16 protein-coding genes are annotated in these 19,011 nt (G+C 36.0%); 9 read left to right on the forward strand and 7 right to left on the reverse strand.

Annotated features, from left to right (window positions below; translation table 11 throughout):
- Window positions 1–226 (forward strand): transposase (locus tag T323_RS27325; RefSeq protein WP_156942506.1); only part of this gene is annotated, 226 nt, incomplete at its 5' end.
- A 119-nt stretch (window positions 227–345) separates the two neighbouring features.
- On the opposite strand, the gene T323_RS27330 is transcribed toward T323_RS27325, so the two are convergent.
- A complete protein-coding gene (locus T323_RS27330; protein ID WP_051556656.1) occupies window positions 346–849 on the reverse strand; it encodes a FixH family protein in 504 nt (167 codons plus the stop codon).
- 103 nt (window positions 850–952) lie between these two features.
- Here T323_RS27330 and mutM point away from each other — a divergent pair, with 103 nt between their 5' ends.
- Complete coding sequence (mutM, locus tag T323_RS0121135) at window positions 953–1,765, forward strand: DNA-formamidopyrimidine glycosylase (protein ID WP_026675057.1); 813 nt, start codon at window positions 953–955, stop codon at window positions 1,763–1,765.
- Between the two features lie 304 nt (window positions 1,766–2,069).
- Here the strand turns inward: mutM and T323_RS0121140 are convergent, their stop codons facing one another.
- Window positions 2,070–3,614, reverse strand: coding sequence for a bifunctional GNAT family N-acetyltransferase/carbon-nitrogen hydrolase family protein (locus tag T323_RS0121140; protein WP_026675058.1), 1,545 nt, complete (start codon window positions 3,612–3,614; stop codon window positions 2,070–2,072).
- 164 nt (window positions 3,615–3,778) lie between these two features.
- Window positions 3,779–4,246: a chemotaxis protein CheX gene (locus T323_RS0121145; protein WP_026675059.1), complete on the reverse strand. Its 468-nt coding sequence runs from the start codon at window positions 4,244–4,246 to the stop codon at window positions 3,779–3,781.
- Window positions 4,247–4,697: 451 nt separating this feature from the next.
- On the opposite strand from T323_RS0121145, the gene glgB reads away from it, so the two are divergent.
- The 7 genes from glgB (at window position 4,698) to T323_RS0121180 (ending at window position 14,313) form a co-directional block, all read left to right on the forward strand.
- Window positions 4,698–6,614: a 1,4-alpha-glucan branching protein GlgB gene (gene glgB / locus T323_RS0121150; RefSeq protein ID WP_035179571.1), complete on the forward strand. Its 1,917-nt coding sequence runs from the start codon at window positions 4,698–4,700 to the stop codon at window positions 6,612–6,614.
- 19 nt (window positions 6,615–6,633) lie between these two features.
- Window positions 6,634–7,782 (forward strand): glucose-1-phosphate adenylyltransferase, encoded by a 1,149-nt coding sequence (locus T323_RS0121155; RefSeq protein WP_026675061.1) that lies wholly within the window; start codon window positions 6,634–6,636, stop codon window positions 7,780–7,782.
- A gap of 22 nt (window positions 7,783–7,804) precedes the next feature.
- Window positions 7,805–8,911, forward strand: coding sequence for a glucose-1-phosphate adenylyltransferase subunit GlgD (gene glgD, locus T323_RS0121160; protein ID WP_026675062.1), 1,107 nt, complete (start codon window positions 7,805–7,807; stop codon window positions 8,909–8,911).
- Between the two features lie 30 nt (window positions 8,912–8,941).
- Window positions 8,942–10,360: a glycogen synthase GlgA gene (glgA, locus tag T323_RS0121165; protein ID WP_026675063.1), complete on the forward strand. Its 1,419-nt coding sequence runs from the start codon at window positions 8,942–8,944 to the stop codon at window positions 10,358–10,360.
- A 93-nt stretch (window positions 10,361–10,453) separates the two neighbouring features.
- Window positions 10,454–12,892 carry a glycogen/starch/alpha-glucan phosphorylase gene (locus T323_RS0121170; RefSeq protein WP_026675064.1) on the forward strand — a complete coding sequence of 813 codons (2,439 nt, stop codon included), beginning with the start codon at window positions 10,454–10,456 and terminating at the stop codon, window positions 12,890–12,892.
- Window positions 12,893–13,031: 139 nt separating this feature from the next.
- Window positions 13,032–13,424, forward strand: a complete 393-nt coding sequence (locus T323_RS0121175) for a response regulator (RefSeq protein WP_026675065.1) — start codon at window positions 13,032–13,034, stop codon at window positions 13,422–13,424.
- Window positions 13,417–14,313 carry a cyclic di-GMP-binding domain-containing protein, MshE-related gene (locus T323_RS0121180; RefSeq protein ID WP_026675066.1) on the forward strand — a complete coding sequence of 299 codons (897 nt, stop codon included), beginning with the start codon at window positions 13,417–13,419 and terminating at the stop codon, window positions 14,311–14,313. Before T323_RS0121175 ends, T323_RS0121180 begins: the two co-directional genes overlap by 8 nt.
- A 109-nt stretch (window positions 14,314–14,422) precedes the next feature.
- Here the strand turns inward: T323_RS0121180 and T323_RS0121185 are convergent, their stop codons facing one another.
- The 4 genes from T323_RS0121185 to T323_RS0121200 all read right to left on the reverse strand — a co-directional run bounded on the left by T323_RS0121185 (window position 14,423) and on the right by T323_RS0121200 (window position 18,884).
- Complete coding sequence (locus T323_RS0121185) at window positions 14,423–15,166, reverse strand: glycerophosphodiester phosphodiesterase (protein ID WP_026675067.1); 744 nt, start codon at window positions 15,164–15,166, stop codon at window positions 14,423–14,425.
- 74 nt (window positions 15,167–15,240) lie between these two features.
- A complete protein-coding gene (locus tag T323_RS0121190; protein ID WP_026675068.1) occupies window positions 15,241–16,056 on the reverse strand; it encodes a hypothetical protein in 816 nt (271 codons plus the stop codon).
- A 295-nt stretch (window positions 16,057–16,351) separates the two neighbouring features.
- On the reverse strand, window positions 16,352–17,485 hold the full coding sequence (gene ald, locus T323_RS0121195) for an alanine dehydrogenase (RefSeq protein ID WP_026675069.1): 1,134 nt from the start codon (window positions 17,483–17,485) through the stop codon (window positions 16,352–16,354).
- A 193-nt stretch (window positions 17,486–17,678) separates the two neighbouring features.
- Window positions 17,679–18,884, reverse strand: coding sequence for a PucR family transcriptional regulator (locus tag T323_RS0121200; protein ID WP_026675070.1), 1,206 nt, complete (start codon window positions 18,882–18,884; stop codon window positions 17,679–17,681).
- Between the last annotated feature and the right edge of the window lie 127 nt (window positions 18,885–19,011).

Below are 19,011 nucleotides of genomic sequence, written 5' to 3' on the forward strand. Positions count from 1 at the left end.
AAAATGGGAACAACAAAAAGAATACGTAAGACAACAGCTTTCAGAAGAGAAAACGGGTGAAATCTACGGTAGGCGTAAAACCGATGTGGAACCAGTTTTCGGATTTTTGAAGGCTAATTTGCATTTCACTCGTCTGTCAGTGAGAGGCAAAGAGAAGGTGAAAAATGAATTAGGGTTTGCCTTCCTGGCGGTGAACTTGAGAAAGTACATTGCCAGGAGCGGCTAATATGATAATAATCCATCTAACGCTCCAACTAAAAAGGTTCCGAACATCATCTTTGGATGTTCGGAACCTTTTTCAATTATTTCTGGCTAGTTATGTCCCAGCCTCTAGATTTCTTATTGTTACTGATTCACTTCTTGTAGGAGCCAATTTGGAATCGGCTGACTAAAGTCAAATTCATCTTTCGGGTCACGGCGACTTTCAGGCATCACGTCACCCTCTACCTTTACAAGAAATTGATTCACATACCGATTGCTATTATCAGATACTTCGACTTGCCCTATCCAAGTTCCTGGCATCGAAAAAATAACTTCTGCCTCGTATAACCCATCTTCAACATGGTGCATTGGTTTTGTTAAATGGTGAACCATCTCAGGCATATCAAAAGTTAGAGACACTTTTGCATTTGTAAGCGCCTCGTCCCATTGATCATGAAGAAAGATTTGAATCGACGTCGCTTCTCCCGTCTGATATCGCGCTTGTTCTACGACTGTCATCTTCCAATTTGTTTGTAATGTTTCTTTCATGATTAATGTATAGCTTACCCATGTCGTTACTAGAATGAAAGCAATGGCTAAGAAAAACGATGTTTTTGGATGTTTAAAAATTATTTTTTCTACATTCACATCTTTCTCCTCCCTTTCCTCCTCACCATCCTTGCCATAGATATCAATCCATAAACATACACATCCATATTTTGACGCAAACTATTCTAAGAGGAGGGAAACCATGCCTGAATTACCTGAAATGGAAACATACAAAAAATTACTTACTCGTTTTATCACATCATCGCCAATCACAAAAATCGAGATTAATCGTGAAAAGTCAGTGAATGTCCCGCCTACACAATTTCAGCAAATCGTATTGGGGAACTCTGTCACATCGATTGAGCGTAGAGCTAAATATTTATTGTTCCACCTCCAATCTGGACATGTTATGTTATTACACCTCATGCTTGGAGGTTGGATGTTCGTTAGTCAAAACGGTGAAAGTCCGAATCGAACAAAGCAAATCATTCTTACATTTGAGAATTCAACTTCGTTATATTTTATTGGATTGCGCTTAGGATATTTGCATCTTATAACGATAAGGGAATGTGAAGAGATTATAAGTAAGCTAGGGCCTGAACCGTTGCATCCTGCTTTTACTCAAGCAGACTTTGAATCACAACTCGAAAAAAAACGGAGTATTGCGAAAACGCTACTCGTGAATCAACAATTTTTATCTGGCATTGGAAACTTTTATTCCGATGAAATATTATTTGATGCTAAGCTTCTCCCATCTAGAACTGTCAACACGTTAACGAAGTCCGAAAAGCTCACATTATTTCAAAGTATTAAAACCGTTTTGCAAAAAGCGGTTCAATCTGGTGGATATATGGATCACCCGCTTTATGAAAACGATACATTAACAGGCTCGTTTGTAAAACAAGCTACTGTGTATGACCGCGAAGGTGAACCGTGTCGCCGTTGCTCCATACCTATTGTTCGCACAGAATTATCCTCGAAAAAATGCTTTTATTGCCCAACTTGTCAAAAATAAAAAAACGGGAGCGTTTCCGAAGATTTCATTGCTATGCTTAAACATCCCATATCTCATTTTTGCGGTCAGAGCAGCCGTTATTTGTGTACATGATAAAGGTTTCCGTTTTTTAGCGGCCACAGGAGCGCTTATTCACGCAAAAACAACGCTATTCCTAGCGATATATTATGATTAACTGCTCCTGTGTCCACCAACGTTCCAAAACGCTAGCCATGTTCACAGATAACGGTTTTCTTGGCCGCTTACTTACCATAAACAACTAAAAAAGCTGTCGAGTATATCTCGACAGCTAACACCATGTATTTTATTTATCTAATTCATACTGAATTCGATAAATATCATTTCTTCGGTCACGTAATTGATTGACAGTTCCTGATTTCCGGTGGCGACGCAATATTTCAAGGTCAACGTCTGCCACAACAACCGTATCAATATTCGGGTTACATTCTCCTGCAATGCCATCCCGTGGGAAAGAAAAGTCAGACGGTGTAAAAATCCCAGACTGGGCATATTGAATATCCATATTTTCAACATCTGGCAAGTTTCCAACAGTTCCCGAAATCACCGTATACACTTGGTTTTCAATGGCACGTGCTTGTGCACAGTACCTAACACGTAAATAGCCTTGTCTTTCATCTGTACAGAACGGCGTAAAAATAATATTGGCTCCCTTTTCCGTTGCAATCCTTGCTAACTCAGGAAACTCCACATCATAACATATTTGAATGGAAATCTTGCCACAATCCGTATCAAACACTTTCACTTCATCACCTTGGCTAATCCCCCAATATTTCCGTTCATTTGGTGTAATATGAAGTTTATACTGTTTTTCAATTGTTCCATCTCGACGAAATAGGTAGGCAATGTTGTAAATCTTATTATTTTCCTCAACAAAATGTGATCCACCAATAATATTAATATTGTACTTAACGGCTAAGTCCGTAAACACTTGAATATATTGTTCTGTAAATTCCGTTAAGCGGCGAATAGCCCGACTCGGACTTTTTTCCGGTAAAAACGAAAGTAATTGTGTTGTGAAAATTTCAGGAAATACCGCAAAATCTGAACCATAACTCGCAGCGACATCTGTGTAATATTCACATTGAACGGCAAAATCTTCAAATGAATTGATTTTTTTCATCATATATTGAATCGAAGTAATTCGAACCGGAAAAGAAGTTTTGAATTGACGGCGAGAGGTCGCTTGGTAATCAATATTGTTCCATTCCATTAATGTCGCATATTTCATCGAAGCTTGGTCATCTTCTAAATAATTTTTGTTAATTCGCTTTAATGTAAATCCATTCAGAATTTGAAAAGTTAGGACCGGGTCGTATATATTATGAATGCTCACTTGTTCCACATATTCCCTTGGAGTATATTCTGTTGCATATTTATAATAATTCGGTATGCGTCCACCGATTATGATACTTTTCAAATTTAATCTTCTCGCTAAATCTTTTCTTGCTTCATATAAACGTCGACCAATCTTCATTCTTCGATAGTCCGGATGCACCATAACTTCTATCCCGTATAAATTAAAGCCCTCAGGGTCATGATTCGTGATATAACCATCATCTGTAATGTCATCGTATGTGTGCTGGTCATCATATTCATCAAAGTTAACAATAAGACTAGAACAAGAACCGATAATCTTTCCATCATATTCAACACAAAGCTGTCCTTCTGGAAACATCGATAAATGACTTTCTAAATGCTCCACTTTCCATGGTTCCATATTTGGAAAACATATTTTTTGCAGGTCAATAATCGCCTGGAAGTCTGTCGGTAAAATATTTCGTATCTCTATTTTCTTTTCAAATTTAGAAACGTCTATTTTATTTGTCATCGTACCTTTTTCTCTCCTATCTTTTTTATCTCTCCCTATCATCATACTTGTTTTTTAGGACACGCAAAACGATATACTCTTATCTTTTTATTCCCTCATCTGAAATAAAAAAACCTATTAGAAATGAAGAGGAGAACGAACTCTTTTTTCTAATAGGTTTTTTTTTAAGCAACTACGGATTCCACAACAGAAATATGAATTTCAATATCCCCAATTGGACTTTGATGAGGAATCGAAATAAAGGTTTGTTTTGAACGAAATTGTGATTCTCCATCATTAACAATAGGAGGAGTAACATCAATGATACATTCTTCTTTAGATAATTCAGTCGCGGTTGTACCGGCCACCCAATTTCCAAATTCTTGAACAGCACTCCAACCCATTTCATCTAAAGTTGTAATTTCCATGCCACCCATCATAATTCCGACTAATTTTTGAGCTGTATCTTTTGAAAATGAACAAATAATTTGTCCACTTAATTGCCCCTTTACTCCTAATAATACTGAAACTTGATTTGATGATACAGACCCAATGTTCACTGTCGGTTTTTGTTGTTGTACTTCAACACCAAAATGTGATTGCAAAATTGTTTTTGTTGCTCTACATATGGCATTTATATGGTTTGCATTCATAGAAAAATCACCTCTGTAAGTATTTTGTTTTTTCTAAATATTACATCTCTTTTAACGATCTAATTCTATACTACCACAAATTCTTTATTTTTTATGTTTTTTTACGAAAAAACAACAACTAAAGAACTAGGTAATACTTGTATTATCTGTTGATATAAAACTTTGAATTAGAAATCTTAACCTATAATGACTAGTTCCAGTTGCGTTTTCCTTATTCACTTTTTATCTAGGTCTTTAGTATATACCTTTTTTCAAATTTCGACAATGTTCTTCTTTTGTTTATAAATATGGAATTTTTCACATAAAGACCCATATCCATAATTGAAGATTGTTCATCAAGGTTTGTAAGGTTTTGTAACAGTAAATTTTTTATAGATTTTGTAAAGATGAAGGTGATTATTTGCTGATGTAGAAACTAAAAATTAAAGAACTATATTTCTGAAAGGGAGTGATGATAATATTATCCACAACACTCATTAGTGAATTTGATTTGTTTTTATTCCACCAAGGAAACTTGTTTGAAAGCTACAATATGCTAGGCTCACACCCTTTTTCTCTAGATGGGAAACAAGGAGTACGCTTTTCTATTTGGGCTCCGCATGCCAAAAAAATATTTGTTGTCGGAGATTTTAATAATTGGAATGGTAAGCGTTATCCAATGCATATGATAAATGAGTCTGGGGTATGGGCTTGCTTTATTCCCGATTTACCGCATGGAAGCTTGTATAAATATGAAATTCATACCGTGTCTGGCTCTATCCTTCTAAAGTCTGACCCTTTTGCTTTTTATTCAGAACTTAGACCAAACACAGCTTCAAAAGTATACGATATTAACAGCTATGTTTGGCATGATGACTGCTGGCAAAAGCAAAAACAAAAGCAGCAGCATTTCCAAAAGCCAGTTCTTATTTATGAAGTGCATCTAGGTTCATGGAAAATTCATGCCCACGAAACATTTTTAAGCTATCGCGAACTTGCACAACAGCTTGTCCCCTACGTCGTAGAAATGGGATACACTCACATTGAATTGTTACCAATTACTGAACATCCTTATGATCGTTCTTGGGGTTATCAAGCAACAGGATATTTTTCTGTCACAAGTCGTTTTGGTACCCCAGAAGACTTCATGTTTTTTATCGATACATGCCATCAGCACAATATCGGTGTTTTTCTCGATTGGGTCCCAAGTCATTTTTGTAAAGACGACCATGGGCTTAGAATGTTTGATGGCCAACCATTATACGAATATGATGATCCAAGAAAAGCTGAAAAACATGAATGGGGAACCTTAACCTTTGACTTTGGGAAGCCAGAAGTTGTTAGTTTTCTTATTTCAAATGCTCTATTTTGGCTTGAGAAATATCATATTGATGGGCTTCGGGTAGATGCTGTTTCTAGTATGCTTTACTTAAATTACGGTCATTCCTCAAAAGAAAAAGTTGTTAACGAATATGGAGGCGAAGAAAATTTAGAAGCCATAGAGTTTATTAAGAAATTGAATAAAACCATTTTTGCCTCATTTCCCTCAACCTTTATGATGGCAGAAGAAGCAACAGCATGGCCACTAGTTACCTCTCCTACTTATGTTGGTGGTCTTGGATTTAATTATAAATGGAATATGGGTTGGATGAACGACATGCTTCGTTACATGGAGTTAGACCCAATTTATCGCAAATGGAATCATCACTTAATCACGTTCTCCTTTTTTTACACCTTTTCAGAAAATTTCATCTTGCCTTTATCTCATGATGAAGTTGTTCATGGGAAAAAATCGTTACTAAATAAAATGCCCGGTGATTATTGGCAAAAGTTTGCTAACCTTCGTTTATTTTTTTCTTATCTCATTGCACACCCTGGAAAAAAACTAATTTTTATGGGGGGCGAATTCGGCCAATTTGACGAGTGGAAAGACATGACTGAATTGGATTGGCAACTGCTTGACTACCCTTCTCATAAACAAATGCATTGTTATACAAAAGCATTACATCACTTTTATCTAGCAGAACCTTCTCTTTGGGAGCTTGATCATAATCCTAATGGTTTTGAATGGGTTGATCCTCACAATCATGAACAAAGCATTATTGCTTTTATACGAAAGGCAAACGACCAAAACGACTTTTTGCTCTTTGTTTGTAATTTCACTCCAATTGTTCGTTATGACTACCACATAGGCGTCCCAGTCGAAGGAACGTATAGCGAAGTCTTTAATAGTGATGACGAAAAGTTTGGTGGTTCCAACCAATTACATCATACAGATTTACACAGTGAACCTACCGCATGGCACAACCAGCCATACCGAATAACGATTAAAGTTCCACCTTTATCAACCGTTGTGTTTAAGTTAAAAGCTTTAGACATAAATAACTAAAATGAGGGGAGATAAAAACATGAAAAAAAAATGTGTAGGAATGCTACTTGCTGGTGGAGAAGGAAAACGCCTTGGATTACTCACGAAAAAAATTGCTAAACCGGCTGTTCCCTTTGGAGGAAAATACCGAATTATTGATTTCACCCTAAGCAATTGCACAAACTCAGGAATTGATACGGTTGGGGTATTAACCCAATATGAACCGTTAGCATTAAATGCCCACCTTGGGATTGGTTCACCGTGGGATTTAGACCGTCGAGATGGCGGAGTCTCTATTTTGCCTCCATTCATGGCAAAAAAAGGAGCGTCTTGGTATCAAGGAACTGCTGATGCAATTTACCAAAATATAAGTTTTATCGAACAATATAATCCTGACTTTGTGCTTGTCATTTCTGGTGACCACATTTATAAAATGAATTATTCTGCCATGATTGATTTTCATACGAAACATAATGCTGAGGCTACCATTTCTGTTATCCAAGTACCTTGGGAAGAAGCGAGTCGTTTTGGCATTATGAACACCGGACAACATCATCGAATTACAGAGTTTGAGGAAAAACCTGAAAACCCGAAAAATAATATGGCTTCGATGGGAATTTACATTTTTAATTGGAGCATTCTTAAATCGTACTTACTTGAAGATGCAAAAAATATTAATTCTAGCCATGACTTTGGTAAAGATATTATTCCTGCTATGCTCAATGACAAACGTAATCTGGTTGCCTTTCCGTTTAATGGATATTGGAAAGACGTTGGAACTGTCCGTAGTTATTGGGAAGCAAATATGGACTTGTTAAAAGACTCTCCTTCCTTGCAATTAAATGATGTTCATTGGAGAATCTTTTCTGTTAATCCAAATCAGCCACCACAGTTCATCTCACCTACTGCAAAAGTAAGTTGTTCGTTAATCAATGAAGGCTGCATTATCCACGGTACTGTAGCAAATTCCATTCTTTTTTATGGTGTTGAAATAAAAGAACAAACAACAATAAAACATTCGGTTATTATGTCAAATGTATCCATCGGAAAAAATGTTGTTATTGAAAGAGCCATCATTAATGAAGGAACTGTCATTCCTAACAATGTCTGCATTAAACCAACCGACCCTAATGACATTATTGTGTTAGACAAAGATTCCATTATTGCAGATTATGCAATTGCTAACTAATAACAAAAAGGAGGAACACGAAATGGAAACAATGCTAGGTGTTATTAATTTAGATTCTGAGCATGACTTTTTAAATGAGCTAACTTATTTTCGTTGTGGTGCGGCTACTCCTTTTGGTGGAAGATATCGATTAATTGATTTTGTTCTTTCGAATATGACAAATGCAAATATCCGAGATGTCGCTGTCTTTACTAGAAAGAAATATCGTTCTTTAATGGACCATCTCGGAACAGGCTCATCTTGGGACCTTGATAGAAAACATGGGGGCTTGTTTATCCTTCCCCCTGATTGGAACGATCCAACCGATATATCGAAAGGTGATTTTCAACATTTTCATAACAATCGAGATTTCTTTTCTCGCTCTTCCTCTCAATATGTATTAATTTCTGGAAGTCAACATATTTGTAACATCAATTATAACGAAGCATTAGACGCTCATCTTTCATCTGGGGCAGATATCACTGTCCTTTATAAATCAATTGATATACTTGAAGACGAACATCAGCATTGCTTTAAACTTCACATGAACCCATTAGGAAGAGTTATGGAAATTACAAAAGATCATTATAACCATAATGTCTTTTTAGGAATGTTTATCCTCAAGAAAAGCCTCCTCCTCGAACTTGTGGACCATTGTATTGCTCGAGGAATGAGTAATTTCTTTGAAGATGGAATTATTCAACACTTGTCTTCTCTCATAGTATATGGAAATCCATATCATGGTCATCTTGCTGTCATTAATTCAATTGAAAGCTATTATAAACACTCGATGTCTTTGCTAAATCCAGACGTGTATCAAAGTTTATTTTTCCAAGACCAACTTGTTTTCACAAAAGTAAAAGATGAGCCACCAGCAAAATATTTAACGGGGTCAAAAGTAAAAAATTCACTTGTAGCCAATGGTTGTATCATTGAAGGCGAAGTGGAAAATTGTGTATTATTTCGCGGTGTTCACATAAAAAAAGGGGCTAGCATCAAAAACTCTATCATTATGCAACGTTGTGAAATTGAAGAAAACGTAAGGTTAGACCGAGTTATTATTGATAAAGACGTTCATTTATTGCCTGAACGCACGTTAATCGGGGCCCCTAAACAACCTTACGTTGTCGCGAAACGAAAAGTGATTTAATCTTTTTTGGAAATAAGGAGCTGTGAAACTATGAATATTGTATTTGTTGCTTCTGAATGTTCCCCTTTTTGTAAAACAGGAGGGTTAGCCGATGTTATTGGCTCCCTTCCATCTGCTTTAAGAAGACAAGGGGCCAACATTCATGTCATATTACCAAAATACAGCGTAATCGACAATGCCTTTAAACAAAAGATGCATCACTTGACGTCATTCACAGTCCATGTTAGTTGGCGCAAGCAATATTGTGGCATTGAAACGCTGACCAAAGAAGGGATTACTTATTATTTTATCGATAATGAATATTACTTTAAACGCGAATTTTTATACGGCTACGACGACGATGCAGAACGGTTCACCTTTTTTTGCCATGCAGTATTAGAAGCTCTTCCTTTACTTGGTATCAAACCACATATTCTTCATTGTCATGACTGGCAAACAGCTCTTATTCCCGCTTATGTAAGGACGACCTATCAAGAGCATCCAGTTTATAAACATACAAAAACAGTATTTACGATCCATAATTTAAAATACCAAGGCATATTCTCACCTACTATTTTTCAAGATATTCTCCATTTTCCACCTGAACATTACTATAGCTTGGAATTTAATCATGCGATTAACTTTATGAAAGGAGCGATTGTCCACGCACATCTTGTTACAACAGTTAGTGAAACGTACGCAGCAGAAATTCAAACAGAATATTACGGAGAAGGCTTACATCAACTTCTAACTGAACGTAATACTTCCTTAGTTGGCATTGTAAACGGGATTGATACAGATGAATACAATCCAGAAACAGACCGCCACATCCACTATCACTATTTGCATTCCCAACAAGGAAAAGAAAAAAACAAAGCAGTTTTGCAAGAACAAGTCGGTTTGGCAGTCCGTAAAGATATTCCTGTTATATCGGTTGTTACTCGACTAGTCGAACAAAAAGGGCTTCCTCTTATTCAACATGTGTTTGCCGAGATGATGTCATTGGACATCCAATTTATTGTTTTAGGAACCGGGGATACAGAATTTGAACAGTTCTTTCTTGAAGCTCAATCCCGTTACAATGACAAAGTTTCGGTTCACCTAACGTTTAATGAAACTTTCGCAAGACAAATTTATGCTGGGTCAGATTTCTTTCTAATGCCGTCTCGTTTTGAACCATGTGGAATCGGTCAACTCCTTGCTCTTCGGTATGAAACTGTTCCAATTGTACGAGAAACAGGAGGGTTAGTTGACACCGTTATCCATTTTGACACGAACACTCGGACTGGTTATGGCTTTACATTTAGAAACTATAACGCCCACGATATGTTATATACAATTCAACACGCCGTTTCACTCTATCATGATAAAGAACAATGGCAACAACTTCTTTCTAATATTTATGACACTAACTTTAGTTGGGATGAATCTGCAAAACGCTATCAAATGTTATATCAAAGTATCCTATAGTACATTGTTTTTCTCTTAATAAATGGCTCGGAAAAAACGAGGCTCTGGGGCATTCTTTCTCGAACCGTCAAATAAAAAGGAGTGGAGTTCGACATGAGCGTTTTCAAAAGCAAAAAAGCATTTAAACAAGCATTAATTGAAAAAGTTGAAATGAAACTAGGAAGAGCATTTGAAGCAGCTACACCAACCGAAGTATTCCAATCTTTAGGGGACTTATTAAAAGAGCAAATGAATAAAAATTGGATTTCTACGAATGAAACCTACATTAAGAACAGAGAAAAACAAGTATATTATTTTTCGATGGAGTTTTTATTAGGGCGTTTAGTAGAAAGTAATTTGCTAAACATGGGGGCTCTCCACATTGTAAAAGAAGGATTAGAAGAATTAGAACTTGACCCGACCGAAGTGTTTGAACAAGAGCACGATGCCGGCTTAGGAAATGGTGGATTAGGACGATTAGCCGCTTGTTTTCTAGATTCACTCGCCTCTCTACAGTATGCTGGTCATGGATACGGGATTCGTTATAAATACGGATTATTTGAGCAAAAGATTATTGATAGTAATCAAGTCGAACTACCAGACTATTGGTTAAAAGAAGATTATGTGTGGGAAACTCGACGTTCAGATAAAACCATTGAAGTCCGGTTTGGCGGAACAGTAGAAGTCGAAGAAACCGCTTCTTCCCTTCTGTTTCATCATAAAGATTATGAAACCGTTCTAGCTGTGCCTTATGACGTGCCCATTGTAGGATATCAAAATAAAACAGTGAATACACTCCGGTTATGGAGTGCAGAAGCGATTCCAAGTGATGAGCATTTACGTCCATCTTCCTCACACGATTATCATCACTATTTAGAATATAAACGCGCTGTCGAATCGATTTCAGAGTTTCTATATCCTGATGATTCTCATTGGGAAGGCAAACTTCTAAGAATCAAACAACAATACTTTTTAGTGTCAGCAGGAGTTCAAAGCATTTTATCGATGTATAAGGATAAATATGAGAGTCCACTTTCACGACTGCCTGAAAAAATCTCTATTCAAATTAACGATACACATCCTTCTTTAGTTATCCCAGAACTTATGCGGATTTTAATGGACGAAGAAGGACTCGGTTGGGAGGAAGCTTGGACAATAACAACAAATACAGTCGCTTATACGAACCATACAACATTAAGTGAAGCATTAGAGAAATGGCCGGTAACGATGATCCAGCAATTGCTTCCACGTATATTTATGATTATTAATGAAATTAATGAACGATTCTGTCAATCGCTTTGGTTTGACTTTCCTGACAAACGAGACCTAATCTCTGATTTGGCAGTTATTGCGCATGACCAAGTACGTATGGCTCATTTGGCCATTGTAGGAAGTTATAGTGTAAATGGTGTCGCTAAAATTCATACAGATATTTTAAAGAAAAAAGAGATGTCACATTTTTATTCTGTTTTTCCAGCAAAGTTTAATAATAAAACAAACGGAATTACTCACCGCCGGTGGCTATGTAATGCAAACCCTTCCCTTGCTGCATTAATTACCGACGCAATAGGAAAACGCTGGATAACACAACCAAAAGAATTAATTAGTTTATTAAAGTATGCATCAGATTCTACATTTCAAGAGAAAATAGCAAAGGTAAAGATTCAAAACAAAATGAGGCTCGCTTCATTTATAAAAGAACATACAGACATTACTGTTGATGAACATTCCATTTTCGATGTTCAAATCAAACGACTCCATGGCTATAAGCGTCAGCTTTTAAACATTTTTCACATTATCCATCTGTATCATTCATTACGTGAAAATCCGACAATGGATATTGTTCCAAGAACATTTATCTTTGGTGCAAAAGCAGCTCCAAGTTACCATTTCGCCAAGCAAGTGATTAAACTCATTGTTACAACAGCTAATATCATTAACAACGATCCGGTCATAGCTGGAAAAATAAAGATTGTATTTTTAGAAAATTACAGTGTCACTCTTGCTGAAAAAATAATTCCTGCCTCAGATATTAGTGAACAAATTTCTACTGCAAGTAAAGAAGCTTCAGGAACAGGAAATATGAAACTCATGATGAATGGCGCTCTGACACTCGGCACACTTGATGGTGCCAATATTGAAATTAAAGATATGGTTGGACTAGACAATATTTTCATTTTTGGATTAACTGCTGACGAAGTATTATCTCACTATCTAAATGGTGATTATTCTGCACATGACATCTATCAAAATGACGTAAGAATCCAACTCATTTTAAACCAATTACATGATGGTTTCTTCTTTAAAGATGACATTGAATTTAAAGATATTTATTACTCGATTTTATCGAATAATGATGAATTTTTCGTGTTAAAAGATTTTGATAGCTATGTCGAAACACAACAAATGGTGGAACAATGTTATCGTAACCAACCTGAATGGTTGAAAAAAAGTATTACAAATATCGCACACTCTGGTAAGTTTTCGAGTGACCGAACGATTTCTGAATACGCCACTAGAATATGGGGTATTAGACCTATAAAAATTAAATAATTATTACTTTTCCACAAATTAAGTCATAATTTTATACCAAAAACTAACATCTAATGGTAGAATAAAGTGTAAGATGACCTAAAATTCATTCTTTTAGGTCATTTTTCAACCAGTCTATGTTGCTAAGGAGGGTATACTCTTGGAATTAAAGGACTTAAAAGTATTAATTTGTGATGATTCTGTATTGATTCGAAAGAAGTTGAAAGAAGCGTTAACAACCTTAGGGTGTGAAACGATTTTAGAAGCTGAAGATGGACAAGTCGCTGTCCATCGTTGTAAGGAACATGCTCCAGACCTTGTATTTTTAGATATCGTAATGCCTGAAAAAGACGGAATTACTGCATTAACAGAAATTAAAGAACTTTCACCAGGTACGAAAGTAGTTATGGCGTCATCAGCTGGAACCCAAACTCATTTAAAAAAAGCGATTCAATTAGGAGCATATGATTTTATACAAAAACCACTAAATAATGAGGCAATTAACAACGTATTACAAAAGGTATTGTCCGAAAGCGAGGAGTCTCATGTTTAGTCAATATTTTGGCCATTATTTATTAAATAAAAATATCGTAACAGCCGAACAATTGCAGAAGGCATTAGAGCTACAAAAGTCGACACATCTAAAGCTTGGTGTATTGGCAATTAATGAAGGGTTCATGTCAGCTACACAAGTCGAAGAAACTCATCAAAAGCAGATGCAAATGGACAAGCGTTTTGGGGAAATCGCCCTACAATTGGGATATTTAACAGAGCCTCAATTATCACAGCTATTAGCGGCACAAAAAGAAAGTCACCTTGTTTTAGGACAAGTGTTAGTAGACGAAAATATTTTAACACTAGAACAATTATCTGAGACGTTATCGTCATATAAGCGGGATCATAGTTTATCTGACGAACAGTTTCAAGCGATCACAAAAGGTGATGTTGAACTACTACTTAATCAAATGTTACATTTAGAGGCTTCATCAGATAAGCCACTTCTTTTAGACTATATTACTTTATTTGCCAAAAATATCATTCGATTTGTAGATGAGCAATTACATATGGAAACGCTTCTTACAGTGAATGAACTTTCAGGAGATCGTATTGTATATCAAAAAATTCACGGGGATATCGAACTGTTTACGGCGATTATCGCAGAAGAAACGGTTTTTCTTGATATCGCAAGTAAATACTCTCAAGAAGCTCTTTCTTCAATTGATGAATTAGCTGAAGCTTCTGTAAGTGAATTTTTAAATTTACACAATGGATTAGTTACGGTCAACTTATCAAACAAAGGGATTGAATTAGACATGGAACCTCAACAGGTAGTAGCAAACGGAAAAATTCAATCATTTCAAGATGCAAGTATCGTAAAGGTGACCATTTCTTCAGGTAGCTTTACACTCTTTATTTCTAAAAAACCACCTGTCATTTCCTAACGTAAAAAGTTATAAGGAAAACGAAATGCCTTTGAGAATTATCTCAAAGGCATTTTTGCTTATTGTAGTTGATTAATTTCTTAAATCCAAAGTGTTTGTTATTCTTTTATCAGTTCGGTCCTTTTTCAAAAGATTGACGAATTTGAAATGCTAACACTGGATCATCTGTAATAATGCTGTCACAGCCTATTTGTAACGATAAAGCAATAAATTGCTCATCATTTACGGTATAAGGTCTTACCTTAATTCCACTTGCAACTAATTCACCAATTTCTTTTGGCAACATTAACGCATAGAAATAGTGAAAATCCATGTCGACGCCGATTGACCTTATATATTGCACAGGATTTACCAATCCAGAAACAACTAAAATAGCGGTTTGTAACTCAGGATATTTTTGTTTCGCTTTTAGAACGATATGATGGTCAAACGAAGATAAAATGACCCTTGATAAAATCCCTGCTGCCACAACTTGAGACATTACAGCCTCTAGTAACTGCTCCCTTTCAAATGCAGGTCCTTTTAATTCAATGTTTACAATTAAATCAGTTTGTTGAAACCACTCAATAAATTCGGATAGTGAAGGGATTCGTTCTGCCTCAAATGATGGATCAAACCATAGTCCAGCACTTAATGTTTGTAATTCCTCATATGTATGTTCCCTTACCATTCCTTTTCCCGTTGTCGTTCGTTCTAGTGTAATATCATGAATAATAACGGGCACTCCATCTTTTGTTATTTGTACATCGAGTTCTATCCCTTCTACACCTGTCGCTTCAGCTGCTTTAAATGCTGCCATTGTATTTTCTGGATAGACACTAGAATATCCTCTATGAGCAAAAATTGTGGTCAAATTCGTCCCTCCTGAATATACAGTTTCTTTCACTGTCTCTTATCGTAAAAGAATATTGACTGATTGTCAAAAAGTTATACCAGTTCAATTTTTTGATACATTTCATATAAATCTTGAAGTGTTTCAACTATCCATGTTGGAGATTGTCTCAACACTTGAATTTCGTCTATATAAGATGTATTTCTACTTATTAACACCGTATCGATACCGATGGCTTGCCCAACGGAGATTAGTCCTTTCACTGAATGTCCTAATAAAACCGCACCACCATGTTGCTTTTTTATAATGTTAATTAATACTTGTTGTAACCATACAGATGGTTTTCCGATATGGTCTACCTCTTTTTTTGTTGCTGTATTTTCGTGTGTTAACACTCGACCGATGGCACCGGTGTCAAAAATATTTTGATAAAACACATCACTCATAAACTCTGGATTAATTAAAATGAGTTTCGCTCCTCTTTGTAATAATTGAAAAGAATCTTGAAGCTGTTGTTCTTCTATATGTTTTGATAAGCATAATACAACATACACTTGTCCATATGTTCTTTCCGTAGCAGAGGTTAATCGTTGGACGTTTATTTTACCAATCTCTTCAGCTAGCGTTTGAGACCCTGCGATATATACACTAATTTTTTCTGTTGTTTCTAACAAATATTCTTGAATCGCCTGAACAGGTGTAATCAATTGATGCAAAGACACCTCTAATCCTATTTGTTTCAGATGTAATTGTAACAGTTCTTTTGAGCGATAAGGATGATGCGTAATATAAAAGATTTGTTTGTTTTTTTTACGAAGCATTCCAATGAGTTCTATTACATTTGGCAACAATTGATCATCTTTTAGTAATGTTCCTTCTAAAAAAAAGAAAAATGATTTGTAGTCTTTCATCTTTTCCCCTCCAGTACCAAACAATGTTTCCCAAATGTAGTACATAAACGGGCGACTACCCTTTTCATTTTTCTACAAGTAATTCTCGATGTAGTGTTAGAAGGTGGGAACTTTGGTAATTATACTTTACCAAACGAATGTAAAGAATTAATAAACTTACCGTAAATATATGTAATAGATTTGTAAAGGACAATACAATAGGGTTATTAGAATAAGTCTGTTCCATTGCACTACTACTTATTCTACTATACATACAAAAGAGGCTGTCTTTTTACGGACAGCCTTCTTTCTATACTTATGATTGGACAGTTAATGTTTGAACTGCTTCTTCTGTTTGAACAAACTCATAGCCTAAATCTCTTGCGACAGCGGCATAGGTTACTTTGCCTGCACAAACATTAACACCTTTTTTCAACCCTTCATTTTCTAATACTGCTGAAACAACACCTTTATTTGCAATTTGCAATGCATATGGAACCGTTACGTTTGTTAAAGCAATCGTAGATGTTCGTGGAACTGCTCCTGGCATATTTGCAACAGCATAATGAACAACACCGTGTTTTACATATGTCGGTTCGTCATGAGTTGTTATGCGGTCAATTGTTTCAATACTGCCACCTTGGTCAATAGCAACATCGACAACAACAGAGCCTTCCGTCATTGTTTTAATCATATCTTCTGTTACTAGTTGAGGTGCTTTAGCTCCAGGAATTAATACCGCACCGATGACTAAATCACTTTCAGCAACCGCTTCAGCAATATTTAATGGATTTGACATTAAAGTCGTCACTTGCTTACCGAAAATATCATCTAACTGACGGAGACGATCTGGATTCACATCAATAATGGTTACATTCGCGCCTAAACCAATCGCTAATTTTGCTGCATTTGTACCAACAACTCCACCACCGATAATCGTTACTTTTCCTCGTTTTACCCCTGGGACTCCCGCAAGTAAAATGCCTTTTCCACCTTTTGGTTTTTCTAAAAATTGTGCTCCGATTTGAGCTGCCATACGTCCAGCCACTTCACTCATTGGCGTTAATAACGGTAATGTACGATTATGCTCAACCGTTTCATAAGCAATTGCCGTTACTTCGTGGTCAACTAATGCTTTTGCTAATGATGGCTCAGCCGCTAAATGTAAATACGTAAATAATATTAAACCTTTTCGAAAGAACCCATATTCAGAAGGAAGAGGTTCTTTCACTTTCATCACCATTTCGGCCCTATTCCACGTTGTTTTTGCATCTTCAATAATCGTTGCTCCTGCTTCCACATAAGCTTCGTTAAAAAATCCACTTCCAACACCTGCATCCTTTTCAACTAACACGTCGTGCCCTGCTTTTTTTAATGTGAGCACTCCTGCAGGTGTAATTGCAACACGGTTTTCATTGTTTTTTATTTCCTTCGGTACACCAATAATCATGTAAAAACCCCTCCTACTATTTTTCTTTTTCTAGACTCATTCATAAGATTGTTGCTTTACAGCACCGTTGACACATCATCCAACAAACTATGCGAAAAAAGTCTTCTGTTATTATTAGTATACGATCTGAAACAATAATCGACTTTGTGTAAAACCAAAAAAATAAGTGGCTGTATTTGTTGAAAACAACAAATCAACCACTATAATGAAGAAGCTTTAATTCTAGATATAAGGATAATTTTTCATTCGGGTTTCTTAAATCTATTTTTGTAATTTCAACAATCCGCTTTATTCGGTATGTTAACGTGTTTGGATGGATATGAAGTAGCTTGGCAGCTTCATTTACGTTACAGTCTTTCGTTAAAAAAGCTTCTAGTGAAGGAATCAATTCCGTTTGGTTTTTCTGATCATATTCTAGCAATTGCACAAGTGGCATAGGCGGTGAATTTTCGTGTTTTTTCTTTTCGATAATAACATCTAAATATTTGTATATTCCTAACGATTGATAACGATAACACTCTTGTAATTCCGTTTGAAATATTGTTTTTAACCGAATCACTTCTACCGCTTCAACATAACTTTTTGATACGTGTTCAATGCGATGATATGTTTGCCCAACCCCCGCTTCTACTTTTATTGAAAACCGTTGTGAAATGGTAGCAATCGTTTCTTCAATAAATGCAGTGATAGTAGTATCATCACATTTTTCGCCATTTAAAAAGACAATCAGCTCTTCTTGACGTGAAAAAGAAAAAACGACATTTACTGAATGTGTCGATTGAAAATAATAGATTAATTGTTTTTCAATTTGCTTTCCTATTACCTCTTGAAACTGAAACACAACAACATTCCACTTCGTCGGAAATTTTCGATTTAACATCGTAGAAACAGATTCCACTTCTTTATCTGTTGGAAGACGCTCAGTTAATAATTGGTGAAAAAACTGTTGTAGTCCTTCTACTTTTTCTTTTTGTTTTTCACGTATTTGTAAGAGAAATGTTTTGACCGCTTCTCTTACTTCACTAATAAACGCAAACCCTTCTGGAGGGATCTCATTCTCAAATTCGATAATCCAAATATATCCTAGCACTTCTTGCTGGTGTCTAATCGAAATGGCAATTCGGTTTCCTAATCCAACGTCATCAATTGAATCAATTCGAATCGGCTCATGACTTTCGTTTAATTGCTGAATGATTCCATTTTCCCAAAGGCGATGAATGACTTTTTGTGGAACTTGGCGCGTTACAATCGTCTCAATTCTTGCGGGGTCTGTTTTGATATCATGTTTGCTGTAAGCTAACAGTCGATGTCCGCCATCTTCAATTGTAACAGGACATTTTAAGTAGTCGTTAATGTAATCGACCACATCTTGTAAAGATGTAAACATATTTTGATTCATGCCATTATCCCCTTGTTCTTCTATTCCTCTTTCTATCATTGTACATGATATTTTCCTCTTTCACTACTAATCATTAAAGAGTTTGAAGGTTTTTTCATAATTGCGAAGAAATATACTTTACAAAGAA

It is taken from the genome of Alkalihalobacillus bogoriensis ATCC BAA-922 (assembly GCF_000621445.1).
Taxonomy (GTDB): domain Bacteria; phylum Bacillota; class Bacilli; order Bacillales; family Bacillaceae_F; genus Bacillus_AO; species Bacillus_AO bogoriense.